The sequence below is a fragment of the Streptomyces sp. NPDC093149 genome (assembly GCF_044754145.1).
Taxonomy (GTDB): domain Bacteria; phylum Actinomycetota; class Actinomycetes; order Streptomycetales; family Streptomycetaceae; genus Streptomyces.
Map to the genome: position 1 here is coordinate 130,163 of NZ_JBIVON010000005.1, position 14,710 is coordinate 144,872.

Genomic DNA, 14,710 nt, shown 5'->3' on the forward strand with positions numbered 1-14,710 from the left:
CCGCCGGTACCGCGGGTCCGGGTCCGGACGTCGGCGCGGGCGAACCACTCACCGTACGGGGAAGCCGAAGGAGTACCCCTGCTGCCTCATCCAGGGCAGCACCTCGCGCAGAGCGGCCACGGTCTGGGAGCGATCCCCTCCCGCGTCGTGGAAGAGGACGGTCGGCCCGTTGGAGATCTCTCGCTTGACGGTGGCGACCATGGCGTTCGCGCCGGGGCGCTCGAAGTCCCTGGAGTCGACGTTCCAGCCCAGCGGCCGCATTCCCCGGGACGCGGCGAGCTGCCGGCTGTACGGGGTGAACGCACCGCCCGGGGCCCGGTAGTACTGCGGCCGGACGCCTCCGGACGCCTTGGTGATCATGCGTTCGGCATCCAGGATCTGCTGGGACTGGTAGGCCTCGGACTTGGTGTCCATCGTGGTGTCGTGCGAGACCGTGTGGTTGCACAGCCGGTGTCCGGCCGCCACGACCGCCTTGACCAGGTCCGGGTACATCTGGGCCTGCGTGCCCACCATGCAGAACGTGGCCTTCACACCGTTGTTCTTCAGCAGTTGCAGCACCTGCGGTGTCCAGACCGGGTCCGGTCCGTCGTCGATGGTGATGTTGACGCCCCGGGCGCCGCGGTCCGAGGCGTGCGCGATGTCCGCCGCCACCTTGGTCACACGGTCCTGAGGCCGGGCGTCCGGCTCCGAGACACTCGCTTGCGGCGGCCGCCCTCCGGCGGTGTCGGCCTGCGCGGTCCACACCGAGGTGGCAGCGGCCACCGCCGTCACCCCGAGCGCCGCCGCGAGAAGTCGGCTGTGCCATCCCCTTCCTTTGTGCTTCGCCATGCCGCCCACCCCTTTGCTGTCTCCGCCGATGCCGTGCACCCATGAAGACATACGAACGCCCATGCAAGGTCCCTCTGTTACCGATCACGGACGAATCCGCAGGGGGTCGGCGACAAACGCAGGAGCTCCGCGACAGACGAGGGGGCGCAACGGCCTCGAAAAGGTGCCGGCGAGGACGGCAGGCGCTGATCCGCACGGATTGCGGCCAAGGCACCCACGCAATCGTCGAACGGTTCGCGAAGCAGGGTGGCTGCCCCGCTCGGTCGGCACGACCGTCACCGAGCAGATCGACCAGTCCGTGCTGATAGTCCCGCCCTCCGTCCGGATGCCCGCCATCGGACCCGGCGGCGGGATCCGCGACGGCTCCTGGGTCGCCGAGCTCGACGGGGACCGCCTGACCGGCCGGCCGAAGGGCGTGCGGCTGTTCGTCCGCGAGGAACGGCCGCGCCTCGGCATCCGGTTGCCCTTCACCGGCGCCGACGGCCTGCGGCTCCCCCACCTCGCCACCGCCACCGGCCGAGGACAGACATGGGCCCCGGAGCCCACCCGACGCGGCAACCGGGCCGGCGGCCTGCCCACACGCCCCGACAAACGCGGAAGAGCCCGCCGGCAAGCTGACGGGCTCTCGCGAAAGATCGAGGCGTCGAGGCTAAGGGCTGTCCCGCGGTCCGCGGTGGATCAGCGCTCGGCGTCGGATGCGGTGCATCGCAAGGCGGAGGGGCGTCCGCATACTGGATGCATGCGGACGTTTCGACAACGCGGCGAGGTGCCGTAGCTGTCGTCGCGTGCCCGCCTGGGATTACGGGACAGCCCCTAACCTGCCATCAGGTCAGATCGTCGGGGTGTCATCGACGATCTCCTTGTGCGGTTCGACAATGAACCTCCAGCCATCGCTGGGCTCCAGGAACCGCACTCGGGTCGGGTAGATGTCCAGGGCACGGCGGTCGCGGTTCTGGTTGTTCGTGTTCTTCCGCCCCCGGGCCGGCTCCTCGTACAGGTCCACCTTGACTTCCGGCACCGCGACGGTTTCCTCGCTCCAGCGCTGGACGATCCCCGCGCCGAACGCGTCCCGTGCGGCGGAATAGAGCGCATCCAGAGATTCCTTGTTCCCGCCGGGAACGAAGAGGGCGAGATTCAGGAGAACGCCGGCACTCTGGAGAACCTCGATTTCTTCCCCTGCCTTGTCGGCAATCCAGATCCCGCGCTCTTCGGCATTGTCCGGGAGAACATGAATTTCCTCGCCGAAGATCGTCCTCGCAGTGAAGGACCCTCCCTCGAAATTCTTACCCGGCTTCGTGAGGAAAGCCGGGGCGTAGCAGTCGAGAGGAAGGCCGTCCATCTCCGCCGAGACGAAGATGCCGTCCTGGAGGCCCAGTTCTGAAACCTCTTCGGCCGAAAGACGTCGAGCCGTAACCTTCTCGGTATTCACGCCATTCCCCTTTTTTCGTGGCGTCCTGTAAATTCATCAGGACTATATCACGAAAGTGAGCAGCTCCTTTTACGCACACCCTCGCACCCACGACAGTAGAGTCGATCCTCCCGAGTAATTTCTTCCGACAGAACAGCAGACAAATCCTCTCGAATCGCCGAAGAAACGCAGCCCCCGGAGAGAAATGGAGTGAGGCCCAAGAGATGACTCACTGCTTCGGCGGCGTTTTCGTAACCGAGTCAGCTGCCGAACGAAATGTGAGTGGCCCTTGCCGTCGCACACTGGTGCGGAAGTGACGACCGTCGGACGGGGACCACATCGCCGACGAGGCCGCGGGCCCCGGGGGCTCAGTCGGGCCCTCGGCCCCCCAGTGTGTGCCGCTGGATCAGCCGCGAAATGTCCTTCGCGGTGACGATCCCCACCAGGTGGTGCCCGTCCACCACGAGGATGCGCATGCCGGTACCCGGGCGGAGCTTGTCGAGAGCCTCACTCAGAAGATCGCTCGGGGCGGCAACCGCGCACTGTGACAACGGAACCGCCACCTCGCGCACGCGCAGCTCCTCCCGGCGCGCTTCCGGTGTCCGGGCAAGCCTGCGGATCTGAACGATCCCGCTGGGACGGCCTTCGAAATCGAGCAGCGGCATGACGGAATGGCGGGAGTGCACCGCCACCTCGTCGATGAAATGCCGGACGGTCAGCCAGTCGGCGCCGGTGGTCACCGGGCTGGACATGGCGTCGGCGACCCTGACGCCCCGCAGTTCTGTGTGGATCACGGCGCGCTGCCGTTCGGCGCCGGCGACGATCGCGATGAAGAGACCGACGAAGATGAGCCACAGCCCGTCCGGCGCCCCGCGCAGGAACGAGATCCAGCCGAAGGCCATCAGCAGCCCGCCCACGATCTGACCGCTTCGGGAGGCCACCCGATCCGCACGTTCCCGGTCTCCGGTACGCCACCACAACAGCGCCTGCACCACCCTTCCGCCGTCGAGCGGCGCAGCGGGAAGGAGGTTGAACGCGCCCAGGAACAGGTTCGCCCAGCCGAGCCACACCAGAACGGCGGCGGGCACCGCCCAGCCGAACAGCGCGTGCAGCCCGATTCCCGCTCCGAGCGCGGAGCTTCCGATGATCAGGCTGGTGAGCGGGCCGCTGATCGCCACCGCGAAGGCCACCGCGGCCGTCGGCGGCCGCCCCATCCGGGTCATCCCGCCCAGCGCCCAGAGCGTCACATCCTGTACCGCGATCTTCTTCCTGCGGGCCGTCGCAGCGTGTGCCGTCTCGTGGAGCAGAAGGCTGGCCATGAGCAGCAGTGCCCCTACGGCGCTGGCGAAGGTGTACACCGCATTCGACTGCCCCGGAGTCCATGCGGGGAGGGTCTGGCGGCCGAGACCGTACGCGAACAGGACCACCAGCAGCGGCACGCTCCAGTGCATCCGCAGTGGTACCCCGACAACTTGTCCGATACGGACCGAGCCGTTCATCGTCGTCTCCCGCCGGCTCGGCACCCGGTCCACCGGGCAGGACCTCGCGACCTGACTCCATGAACCGACCGGCACGGCACCCACCACAATTGTCGCTCTCGGAATCTCCCGCGGTCGGTCAGGGCCCAGGACGCGTTCCCTCCTCGGTGCCGTGGACTCCGTCGGTTCCGTGGACTGCGTTCAGCGTGTCGCCGGGCAGATACGGTCGGTGAGGGCGCCAGATCCGGACCGGTCCTGCCGACAGCGCCGTGGCGGTGCTTCATGGGGCACAGCCATCGTTTCCACGTGGATCAGGCCGGCCACTCGCTCACCGTGAACGTCGGGCCCGGAAGGGAAGCGTCGGGCCCGGAAGGGAAGCGTCCGGCCCGGAAGGGAAGCGTCCGGCCCGGAGGGGAAGGAACGGGGAGATCGAGCGCCCGGTCCCGCCGACGCCCGCGCGGATCCGGTCAGCCCTCCTCCCGTTCGATCCACTCGCCGCCGCCCAACGGGTAGTCGTAGCCGGGTCGTCCGGCGTCGGCGCTCGTGCGGAACGGGGTGCCGCCGCTGTCGATGTGCACCGTGCCGCGGCGGCCGCCGCTGGACCAGTCCAGGCTGAGGTCCCAGCGGACGTCGTGCGCCTTGGTGTGCGCGGTGATGTAGAAGACCTCCGGGTCGGACTCGCTGACCTTGTACGGGAAGTCGCGTTGGCCGTTCTTGACGGTGACCATGGGGCTGCCGTTGTCGAGGTCGATGTCGAACGACTTGGTGCCGACGCCACCCCCGCAGCCCACCCCCATCGAATAGTCGTTCCAGGCGAGCGGCGCTCCCTTGCCGACGACGCGTACGTGCAGCGCCTCCAGGACGACCGTGTCCCGCCCGGTGCCCTGAACGGTCAGGGCGACCCGCTGTTCCCCCGAGGAGACCGCGCCGTAGGCGGCGGCCCAGCGTGGCGCGTCCTGTTCGCTCGCGGGCGGACCGACCTGCTCGGGTTCGCTGTCGACGAGGAAGTGCTGGCTGCACGGGCTGTCGTAGACGTAGGGGCGGGAGGCGACGTTCAGCGGTACGGCGGTGCTGCCACCGGGACGCTCGGCCGCGCCCGGCGCGTCGCCGCGCTTCGAGCTGCCAGGGGTGGGTCCGGCGGTCGAGGTGGAAGGGGACGGTGTGCGGCTCCTACCGGTCGGGGAAGGGGTCGCGGCGTCCGTCGCCGGCGGCTTCTTGGCGTGCGCCGTATCGGTGGTCGCGACGGTGGTATCGGCTGCGCGCCGGTCGCCCGCGTCGTTCCCGCCCCGGCCGAAGGGCACATTGACGGCGAGCACCACGGCTCCCAGCACAGCGGCCACCGCGACGGAGGCGATCAGCGCGTTACGGCGACGCCGTAACGGCACGGGACCGCGCGGCATGTCGACGACGACCGGTTCATCGTCTCCACCTGGTCCGTGCGTTGACGCCGCGTCGGCCGAAGCCGTCGGCTGTCCGGTGACCGCCATCTCCGGCGAACCGGTTCCACCGGCCGTCTCGGCTGAACCGGTCTCCTCGGCTGGACCGGCCTCCTCGGCCGAATCCGTCGCCGGGGTCGGATCCGCGGCGGTGTCACCCGCGTTCCTCGCCCCGGCCGCCGTGCCCTGGTCCGGCCTGGCCTTTCGTGCCGCGTCCGCCAGGATCCACTGCCGGTGCAGCTCCACCAGCTCCGGCGGCGTCGCCCGGCACACTCTGGCGAAGCGCTCCGCCGGGGCGTACTCCGTGGGCAGCGCGGTGCCGTTGCAGTAGCGGTGCAGCGTCGACGTGCTCATGTGGAGCCGCTTGGCCAGCGCCCCGTAGCTCAGCCCCGAACGGTCCTTCAGCTCCCGCAGCAGCGCCGCGAACTCGCCCGTACCCCCGGCCCCTTCCCTCTCCGACACTCGTTCCACGATCCCCCCATGTCCCGTTCACGCATTCCAGGGGCACTGCTTTCCCCCTGCTCAGAGCCCATTCCAGTGTTCCAGTGTTCCTAACCCCGCGCTGTCCATGGCGGCTGGGACGGATCACCCCACAAGCTCCAGTCATCCAAGCACCACACCCACCTGGACAACGAAGGGGCATGGCCACATGTCGAGCATCCGGAACTCCCGCACCCGCCTTCTGACCGCCGCCGCGACCATCGCGCTCGGCGCCCTCTCCCTGACCGCGTGCAGCGACGGAACGGGCGGGCGGGACGAGGGCGCCTCGGCGGTTTCCGCCACGAACGCCTCGTCCTCCGCGCCCGAGTCCGCACCGTCGGCCCCCGCCTCCGGATCCTCCGACCACGGCTCCTCCTCCGGCAACGCGAAGACGGCCACCCTCGCCTCGAAGCCGGCCGCGCATGCCCCCGCCGCGAAGGCCCCCGCCTCCGGCAAGATCGTCACCTGCGAGGGCTCCAACACCAAGACCGTCGCAGCCCCGCTGAACCGCCCTGTCAACCACATGCTCCTCACCGTCACCAACACCGGCAGCAACACCTGCTACCTGCACAGCTACCCGGCCGTACGCTTCGGCGAGGCCCAGTCGGTGCCGCCGGTCATCGAGGACTCCAAGCCGCAGGCCGTCGTCACGCTGAAGCCGGGCGAATCCGGCTATGCCTCCGTGAGTCTGTCGGCCACCGACGGCAGCGGCTCCAACGGCCACACGGAGAAGTCCTTGGTCGTCTACTTCCACGGCCGCTCCGGCAACGAGAGCGTCGGTGCGGGCGCCCACCCCTCACTGCCCGCCAAGGGCGTCTACGTCGACGACTCGCTCAAGGTCACGTACTGGCAGCAGTCGATGGACGACGCCATCAACTGGTGACCGCCCGAACGCCCGTGCTCCGGCCTCCCGGCCGGAGCACGGCCGCGGCCGCCGCGAGACCGGCGGCGCCGGTCAGGCCGGGCGGGACAGCTCCGGAGTGAGCAGTTCCAGCGCCTCCTCCCAGCGGAAGCGGTCGGCCTCGCCGTCGCCCTCGGGCGGGTGCGGTTCGTGCGACCCGATCAGGACGCCCATGCCACGCAGCCGGTCCAGGCTCGCCCGGTACGCCGGATGGGCGGCCTGCGCCGAGTTCAGGTACGGGAGGACGGCGGTCGGGATGCCGAAGCCGTACGCCTCGCACAGGATGCCCAGGGCCAGGGTGTCGGAGCTGCCCGCCGCCCACTTGTTGATCGTGTTGAAGGTGCCCGGGGCGACGGCGATGGCATCGGGGGGCGGCAGCGGGCGGGGTTCGCCAGGTGAGCGCCAGGCCGAACGAATGGGGTATCCGGTCTGCTCCTCGACGGCCTTCGCGTCGATGAAGCCGAGGCCCTGCGGGGTGGCGACGACGCCGACGTCCCAGTTCGCCTTCTGGGCCGCCGTGATCAACCTGCCGACGTCCGCGGCGATTCCGGCCGCGCACACGACGACGTACAGGAAGGGCTTCTCGGTCTGCTGGTCGGGCTGATCGCTCACGCGGGGCTCCCGGTCGAGGGCTGAAGTGATGCGGTTCAGGCAGCGTACGGCGGCGGTCGCGAGCAGCCGTGTCAGAGCGTCCCTTAGGCCGGGGCGCGGCCGGACGGCGGTGATCGCCGCCGCTCCGACCGCGAGCGCGGTGCCCGCTCTCGATGACGTCCGGCTCGAAGCGGCCGTGCTGACAGCGGGCTGTGCGTGGGTTGCCAGTGGCGGGTCGGAGGCTGAGGTCGTCCAGATCGCCCCAACCCGGAGGAACTGATCGATGTCCCCACATGCTTCTTCGTCGGATCGTGCGCTGCGCTCACGTCGTCTGCGGGTGACGCCCGCTTCGGTGACGGCGTCGGTTCTGGCCCTGGGACTGGCGGCATGTGCGGCCTTCCCCGCCTCCCCCCGGGCACTGCCGAGCGCCGAGTCCACGTCCGCCTCGGCCCGGAGCGGGGCCGAGGCGCAGCGGGCCCGGCTGACGCTGCTGGCCCGGAAACTGGTCGACGCGGGGGCGCCGGGGGTGATCGTGCGGGTGGACGACGGCCGTGGCCGGCCCGTCGAGATCACTGAGCAGGCTCCCTGGGCCGAACGGGACCACCGGCTCGACGCGGGGGACGAGTTCCGCATGGGTTCCAACACCAAGACCATGATGGCCACACTCGTTCTGCAGTTGGTCGCCGAGAACGAGCTGGCCCTGAACGACCCGGTGGAGAAGTGGTTGCCGGGCAGGGTCCCGAACGGCGGGGCGATCACGCTGCGGATGCTGCTGAACCACACGAGCGGCCTGTTCGACTACACCCAGGACGCCGCGGTCCTGAAGTCGATCCTCGGCAAGGACCCGCGACAGTGGACCTCCGCCGAACTGCTCGCCGTGGGCGTGAAGCACGAGCCGCTGTTCGCCCCGGGCACGAAGTGGTCCTACAGCAACACCGACTACGCCGCGGTCGGGGCCGTCCTCGAACAGGTCACCGGGGCGAGCCTCGCCGATCTCGTCCGTGACCGGATCGCCCGGCCGCTGAACCTGAAGCACACCTACTTCGCCACGGGCCCCACCTGGCGTGGCCGGCACGCTCACGGCTACGAACCGGACCCCGCCCACATGCCACCCGGTGTGCCCGCCGAGTTCAAGGAGGTCGCCGGTCCGGGCCACGACGGTCACGTGGACGTCTCGGACAACGACCCGAGTTGGGGCGGGGCCGCCGGAGCCGTGGTGTCCAACGCCCAGGACTGGTCCCGCTTCTACACCGCGTTGATGTCCGGCGAGCTGCTGCCGGCCGCCCAGTTGGAACAGATGCGCACCACCGTCCCGATCGACCCGGAGAACCCGGACGGGCCCGGCTCCGGACTGGGCGTGGAGACGGGCCCGACCCCCTGCGGCACCATCTGGGCCCACGACGGCGGAATGACCGGCTACTCCAGCAGCAACATGACCGACGGCACCGGCAGTCGCACCGCCACCGTCCTCGTCCCGACGGAGTTCCTGTTCGAGTTCGAGGCCGACCCGGAGATCGCCGAGGCCGACCAGGCGCTTCGGACCGCCGTGATGTGCAGCATGTTCGGCAAGCCGGCCCCGGCCGGCGGGGCCACGGCTCACACCGGCTGATCGAAGCGGTTCGAGTGAGCCCCGGGCGCGGCGACGACCGCGGACACCAGGCCCCTGGCCCCGCTCCGCGACATCGCCGCGCCCGCGGTGTGCGCCGCCGAGAATCCGTCGGCCCCCAGCACGGTGGTGGCCCGCTCGGCGATCCTTCGCACGTCGGCGTCCCCGAGGTCGTCCGAGCCGCGCAGCACGGTGGCGGCCCCGAGCAGTTCTCCCGCCCTGTCCGGCCGGTCGCGGCACAGCTCGATCTCCGCGGTCACGACGGCGATCCCGGCCGCGACCGGCGTGTCCCAGGCCAGCATCAGGTGCACCGCCGGATGGTCGAGCCGGCGCACCGCGTCGTCCGGGAAGCCGTCCGCCGCGTCCATCTGGGCGAGCACTCCCAGCAGCAGGGCGGTGAGGTGCGACGGGGTCGCCTGGCCGGGCGGTGCCTCGTCCAGTCCGATCCGTGCGTGCTCGCGGGCCTGCCCCGGCCGTCCGGCCCGCCGTTCCAGCCGGGCCAGACCCAGACGCACCTGGGCCCACGGCTCCGCGGACCCGGTCCGCGTCACCCGGTCGAGCAAGTCCTCCAACTGCCGCCGCCCGCCGTCCACGTCCCCGGCCCGGGCTCGGAGCAGAGCGGACTGCACCTCGTTCTCGATCGTGTACTCCTCCATGCCGAGCTCCCGGAAGTACCGGGTGGCCTGCTCGTTCATCGCCAGCGCACCGGACAGTTCGCCGGACAGCCGCAGGATCGACCCGAGGGTGCTCAGCGTGATCGCCAGGCCCCACCGCTCCCCGAGCTCCTCGAAGCCGGTCCGCGCGCGGGTGAGGAGGCCCTTCGCATGGGTGACGTCCCCGGTGTGCATGGCGAGCAGGCCCCGGACGAGCAGCCCGAACGACCGTGTCCATGGCTCCGGTTCGGCCGGGGCCTCCGTCGCACTCCGCGGCGGCTCCGTCGTGGCGGCCCGGACCCGTGGCGCCGGTACGGCGACCGCGGCGGCCAACCGGGCCAGTTCCAGCACGGGATGGACGCCGGGGTCGATGCCCTCCGTCGCCTGCTCGATCCGGCCGAAGGCGGCTTCCGTCTCCTGCGGCAGGCCGATGGCCTGGGTGCCGAGCGCGTGAGCCGCGACCACCAGCGCATGGGCCACCGGATCGGTCGGCCCGGGGACCTCCAGCATCCGGCCCAGCAGGTCCAGCGACTCCGGGGGGTTGTCCCGCATGGTCCAGAACCAGCACAGCGCTGCCCCGAACCTGACCGCCGTGCCGGCGTTCCCGGACTCGACCGCCCAGCGGATCGCGGCCAGCAGGTTGTCCCGTTCCGCCGACAGCCGGGCCAGCCAGCGCAGTTGCTCACGCGTGCGCAGCCGGGGGTCGGCGATCTCCGCGAGCTCCAGGAAGAACCCGGCGTGCCGCGCCCGGGCCGCGTCGGCCTCCTCGCGCCGGGCGAGCTGCTCCAGGCCGTACTCGCGGATGGTCTCCAGCATCCGGTAGCGCGGCTCGCCCGGATCGACGGCCCCGGCCGGGTGCAGCAGGGACTTGTCGACCAGCGCCGTCAGCAGCTCCGGTACGTCATGGGCCGGGGCGTCGAGCCCGCCGACGGCCTGCGCCGCGTCCTCGGTGAAGCTGCCGGGCATCACCGACAGCCGTTCCAGGAGCGTTCGCTCGTCGGCGTCCAGCAGCTCCCAGCTCCAGGCCACCACGGCACGCAGGGTCTGGTGCCGGGGCAGTGCGGTGCGGCTTCCCCCGGTGAGGAGCCGGAACCGGTCGTCGAGCCGGGCCTCGACCGCCTCGACGGGGAGGGTGCACAGCCGTGCCGCGGCCAGTTCGATCGCCAGGGGCAGACCGTCCAGGCGGCGGCAGATCTCGACCACCGCCTCCAGTGAGCCGTCGTCCGGTGAGCCGCCTTCCGGTGAGCCGCCTTCCGCGGTGAAGCCGGGACACACCGCGGCGGCCCGGTCGTAGAAGAGCCGGATCGCCGCGCAGGCGCGGGCCTCCTGAGCCGTCGAGCCCGGTTCCGGCAGCTCCAGGGAGAGCACCGGGTGCAGGTTCTCCCCGCCGATCCGCAACGCCTCCCGGCTGGTGGCCAGCACCCTCAGCCGGGGACACCGGCCGAGCAAGGTCTCGGCGAGCCTCGCGGCGGCCTCGACCACGTGCTCGCAGTTGTCCAGCACCAGCACCGGATCGTCGTCGGCCAGCACCTCGGTCAGACGCTCCAGGACCTCCTCGGCGGAATCAGGGGCACTGCCCGGTGCGAGCGGTGAACGGCCCGGCGTCGCAGTGCGCTTGAGCAGCCCCGCCTCGCGCACGCGCAGTACGTCGAGCACCGCGCGGGGCACGTCGTCCGCGCCGACCGGGGCCAGGGGGACGAACCACACCCCGCCCGACGGCGTGAGCCGTCGGCCGCTGGTGTCGGCCAGCCGGGTCTTGCCGGAGCCACCGGGGCCGACCAGGGTCACCAACCGGGCTCGGCCGAGCAGTTCGACCACCCGGCGGACGTCGTCCTCGCGCCCCACGAAGCTGGTCAGCGGAGCGTCCAGGTTGCCGTTCGACGACGTTCGGCGGGCCTGCCGGTGGTGCGGCGGCCGGTGATCGGGCTCCGGCCGGGGGATCTCGCCGCGCAGTACCGCGAGATGCGCCGCCTGCACCTGTGGTCCGGGGTCGCTGCCGAAGGTGTCGGCCAGCGTGCCGCGCAGCCGCTGGTAGGCGGCCAGTGCCTCGGCGCCCCGGCCGCCGACGGCCAAGGCCCGGATCAGCTGGGCGTGCAGCCCCTCGTGCAGCGGATGGTCCGCTGTCAACGACTCGAGCTCGGCGATGAGGTCGGGATCGGCTCCCAGGGCGAGGTCGGCCTCGATCCGGTCCCCCAGGGCAGCCAGCCGTGCCCGTTCGAGCCGCTCGGCCTCGGCGCCGGCGAAAGGTGCCTCGCGCACATCCGCCAGGGCGGGGCCGCGCCACAGGTCCAAGGCCTCCCGCAGGGTGGCGGCGGCCTCGGCGGGCCGGGCCCGCGCGTGCAGCTGCCGGCCCGAGCGGGCCAACTGCTCGAACCGGACGGCGTCCACCGCGTCCGCCTCGACGGCCAGCCGGTACCCGGCCGGACCGGAGGTGAGCAACGCGGGGTCGCCCAGTACGCGCCGCAACCGGGACACCAGCGACTGCAGGGCATTTGCCTGGTCGACCGGCGGTGACTCGGCCCAGAGCGCCTCGACCAGGGCCTCCGGCCGCACGGCGCGCCCGGCGTCCAGCACCAGCCGGGCCAGCAGTGCCCGCAGTCGCGGGCCGCCGACCGGCCTCGGACCGGTGCCGGTGTCCAGAGCCAGGGGTCCGAGGAGGCCGATACGCACCCGCCGACTATCGCAGCACCGCCTGTTCGACTGTCAAACGGACGAGGTGGCGGCCCCGGGACTTCCGGATCAGGACCGCGGCGGCGTTGCCGCGGCCCTCTCCCCGGCGTGCACCGGCCGGCCCCGGCCGTACGCTCCGCGCCGCCGTCGGGGCCGGGCCGGCCGCCGCCACGGTGTCGGGGCCGGGCCGGCCGGTCAGGCCAGGACGACGGGCTTGCCGCTCAGTGCGACACCTGCCCGGCGCAGCTCGGTGATCGCGGTGCTGGTGGTGTCGGCGGCGACGCCGGCGGTGTAGTCGAGGAGGACCCGCACCTCGAAGCCCGCTCGCACACCGTCCAGCGCGGTGGCCTTCACGCAATGGTCGGTGGCGATGCCGACGACGTCGAGGTCGGTGACATCGCGGGCGCGCAGCCAGTCCGTCAGTGACGTACCGTCCTCGGCCGCCCCCTCGAAGCCGCTCTTCGAGGCGGAGTGCGCGCCCTTGTAGAAGACCTCTTCCACGGCGCCGGAGGTGACGGCGGGTGCGAAGTCCGGATGGAACTCGCCTCCCTCGCCGCCGACGACGCAGTGCACGGGGAAGGAGTTCTGGAAGTCCGGGTGTTCGGAGAAGTGGGCGCCCGGGTCGATGTGGTGGTCGCGGGTGGCGACGACGTGTGCGTACTGCCCGTCGGCTTGTCGGATCAGGTCGGCGATGGCCACGGCCCGGTCCGCGCCGCCCTTCACGGGGACGCTGCCACCTTCGCAGAAGTCCTTCTGCACATCGACGACGATCAGAGCACGGCGCACGGAAGAGCCCTTTCCTCGGGGTGGAACCATCGCCTGCGTATGGTCGCGCCTGCGGCGGCCGGTGGACGCGGCACGCGCCGTCGTTCACCCGATCGGCCATCCCGGCCCTGCGGGCGGGGCCGTGGGGGCGGGCGGGGTCAGAAGGCCACCGCGTCCCGGATCAGGGGGCACGTCATGCAGTGGCCGCCGCCCCGGCCGCGGCCGAGTTCGGCGCCGACGACGGTGATGACCTCGACCCCGGCCCGGCGCAGGAGGGCGTTGGTCTGGGTGTTGCGGTCGTACGTGAAGACGACGCCCGGTTCCACGGCCACGGCGTTGTTGCCGCTGTCCCACTGCTGGCGCTCCGAGGCGTACACATCGCCGCCGGTGTCGATCACCCTGAGCTCGGACAGGCCGAGCGCCTTGGCGACCACGTCGACGAACGGCGTCGTGCCCTCGTCGGTGATCTCGATCCCGGGGGCCCTGTCGCCGGGCCTCAGGGAGAAGGTGTGGACCTCGTCCATGATCTTCGGGTAGAGGGTGACGAGGTCGCGGTCGGCGAACGTGAAGACGGTGTCGAGGTGCATGGCGGAGCGCAGTCTGGGCATGCCCGCCACGATCACGCGCTCGGCGGCGCCGTTCCTGAACAGGGCGTCCGCGACCTGGGTGATGGCCTGGCGCGAGGTGCGTTCGCTCATGCCCATGAGCACGACGCCCTTGCCGACCGGCATGATGTCGCCGCCCTCGAAGGTCGCCTGGCCCCAGTCCCGTTCCGGATCGCCCCACCACACCGTGGAGCCCCTGAAGTCGGGGTGGAAGGTGTAGACGGCCTTCATCAGCAGGGTCTCGTCGTGGCGGGCGGGCCAGTACAGGGGGTTCATCGTCAGTCCGCCGTAGAGCCAGCAGGTGGTGTCACGGGTGTAGAGGGTGTTGGGCAGCGGGGGCATCAGATACTCGCGGACGCCGGCTGACTCGCGGGCCAGGGCCACGTAGGGGGAGCGGAAGTCGTCGGGCAGGTCGGCGGTGGCCAGGCCGCCGATCAGGAACTCGGCGAGCCGGCGGGGCGGGAGCGTTTCCAGGAAGGCCCTGGTGTCGTCCTGGAGGCCGATGCCGACCTCGTTCGCGGTGATCTTGCGGTCGAGGAGCCACCTCTTCGCCTCCGCGTCGGCCATCGTCTCGGCGAGCAGGTCGTGCAGTTCGACGACCTCGACCCCGCGCAGGCGGAGCTTGTTCACGAAGTCGGCGTGGTCGCGCTGGGCGTTCTCCACCCACATCACGTCGTCGAAGAGCAGGTCGTCGGAGTTGGTGGGGGTGAGCCGGCGGTGTGCGAGGCCGGGTGCGCAGACCAGCACCTTGCGCAGTTTCCCGACCTCGGAGTGGACGCCGAGGGCCGGCCCGGTGGTGTCGATGCTCGTCACGGTGTGCCTTTCGGTCGGACGGGGTCGGGGAGCATCCCGACGCCCGCGATCGCCCAGGCGATCAGTGCGACGGCCACGCCGGTCTCCGTGGCGAAACGCCGTGGCGGGGAGAACACCCCGGCGCCCACCGTCGAGCCGGCGACCATCGCCGCCGGCGTCAGCGGGGTGAGCTTCACCGCCGGACGCGGTCCGGCGGCTGCGGTCTCGGCGCCGCTGCCCGTGTCAGTCATGTCGTTCCTCGTCGATGCGTCCCGGTGTGCTGCACGGCCCCGCAGACTCCCTCGCCCGACCCAGGGAGAACCTAGCGTTATTTTTACCTGTTTGCCCGATATGCCCCTTCACGGTTCGCGCCGGATGCGCCCGCGCCGGCTGCGGTGGCCGCGATGCCGTCGGCGGCGCTAGCCTGGGGGAGCGGCGGCCGGTGACGGCTGCTGCACGGCGGTGGGGCCCGCCGTACCCGAACCGCGGGGCGCGTG

11 protein-coding genes are annotated in these 14,710 nt (G+C 71.4%); 2 read left to right on the forward strand and 9 right to left on the reverse strand.

Annotated elements, in window-relative coordinates; translation table 11 throughout:
• Window positions 1-48 precede the first annotated feature (48 nt).
• From ACIQCZ_RS17140 to ACIQCZ_RS17155, 4 genes are all read right to left on the reverse strand, one after another.
• Window positions 49-828, reverse strand: coding sequence for a polysaccharide deacetylase family protein (locus ACIQCZ_RS17140; protein ID WP_402283077.1), 780 nt, complete (start codon window positions 826-828; stop codon window positions 49-51).
• 829 nt (window positions 829-1,657) lie between these two features.
• On the reverse strand, window positions 1,658-2,257 hold the full coding sequence (locus ACIQCZ_RS17145) for a hypothetical protein (protein WP_402283079.1): 600 nt from the start codon (window positions 2,255-2,257) through the stop codon (window positions 1,658-1,660).
• Window positions 2,258-2,604: 347 nt separating this feature from the next.
• The gene (locus ACIQCZ_RS17150) at window positions 2,605-3,735 is read right to left on the reverse strand and encodes a site-2 protease family protein (RefSeq protein ID WP_402283081.1); all 1,131 of its coding nucleotides are present in this window, start codon (window positions 3,733-3,735) and stop codon (window positions 2,605-2,607) included.
• 446 nt (window positions 3,736-4,181) lie between these two features.
• Window positions 4,182-5,612 carry a helix-turn-helix domain-containing protein gene (locus ACIQCZ_RS17155; RefSeq protein ID WP_402283083.1) on the reverse strand — a complete coding sequence of 477 codons (1,431 nt, stop codon included), beginning with the start codon at window positions 5,610-5,612 and terminating at the stop codon, window positions 4,182-4,184.
• Between the two features lie 187 nt (window positions 5,613-5,799).
• On the opposite strand from ACIQCZ_RS17155, the gene ACIQCZ_RS17160 reads away from it, so the two are divergent.
• Complete coding sequence (locus ACIQCZ_RS17160; RefSeq protein ID WP_402283084.1) at window positions 5,800-6,513, forward strand: DUF4232 domain-containing protein; 714 nt, start codon at window positions 5,800-5,802, stop codon at window positions 6,511-6,513.
• Window positions 6,514-6,585: 72 nt separating this feature from the next.
• Here the strand turns inward: ACIQCZ_RS17160 and ACIQCZ_RS17165 are convergent, their stop codons facing one another.
• The gene (locus tag ACIQCZ_RS17165) at window positions 6,586-7,143 is read right to left on the reverse strand and encodes a flavoprotein (protein ID WP_402283086.1); all 558 of its coding nucleotides are present in this window, start codon (window positions 7,141-7,143) and stop codon (window positions 6,586-6,588) included.
• A 331-nt stretch (window positions 7,144-7,474) separates the two neighbouring features.
• On the opposite strand from ACIQCZ_RS17165, the gene ACIQCZ_RS17170 reads away from it, so the two are divergent.
• A complete protein-coding gene (locus ACIQCZ_RS17170) occupies window positions 7,475-8,731 on the forward strand; it encodes a serine hydrolase domain-containing protein (protein ID WP_402283088.1) in 1,257 nt (418 codons plus the stop codon).
• Here ACIQCZ_RS17170 and ACIQCZ_RS17175 read toward each other — a convergent pair.
• The 4 genes from ACIQCZ_RS17175 to ACIQCZ_RS17190 form a co-directional block, all read right to left on the reverse strand.
• Window positions 8,719-12,051: an AfsR/SARP family transcriptional regulator gene (locus tag ACIQCZ_RS17175; RefSeq protein WP_402283090.1), complete on the reverse strand. Its 3,333-nt coding sequence runs from the start codon at window positions 12,049-12,051 to the stop codon at window positions 8,719-8,721. The genes ACIQCZ_RS17170 and ACIQCZ_RS17175 overlap by 13 nt on opposite strands.
• A gap of 195 nt (window positions 12,052-12,246) precedes the next feature.
• Window positions 12,247-12,837 (reverse strand): isochorismatase family protein, encoded by a 591-nt coding sequence (locus tag ACIQCZ_RS17180; protein ID WP_402283091.1) that lies wholly within the window; start codon window positions 12,835-12,837, stop codon window positions 12,247-12,249.
• Between the two features lie 137 nt (window positions 12,838-12,974).
• Window positions 12,975-14,234 carry an arginine deiminase gene (locus ACIQCZ_RS17185; RefSeq protein WP_402283093.1) on the reverse strand — a complete coding sequence of 420 codons (1,260 nt, stop codon included), beginning with the start codon at window positions 14,232-14,234 and terminating at the stop codon, window positions 12,975-12,977.
• Window positions 14,231-14,464 (reverse strand): hypothetical protein, encoded by a 234-nt coding sequence (locus ACIQCZ_RS17190; protein WP_402283095.1) that lies wholly within the window; start codon window positions 14,462-14,464, stop codon window positions 14,231-14,233. The genes ACIQCZ_RS17185 and ACIQCZ_RS17190 overlap by 4 nt, the downstream gene beginning before the upstream one ends.
• Between the last annotated feature and the right edge of the window lie 246 nt (window positions 14,465-14,710).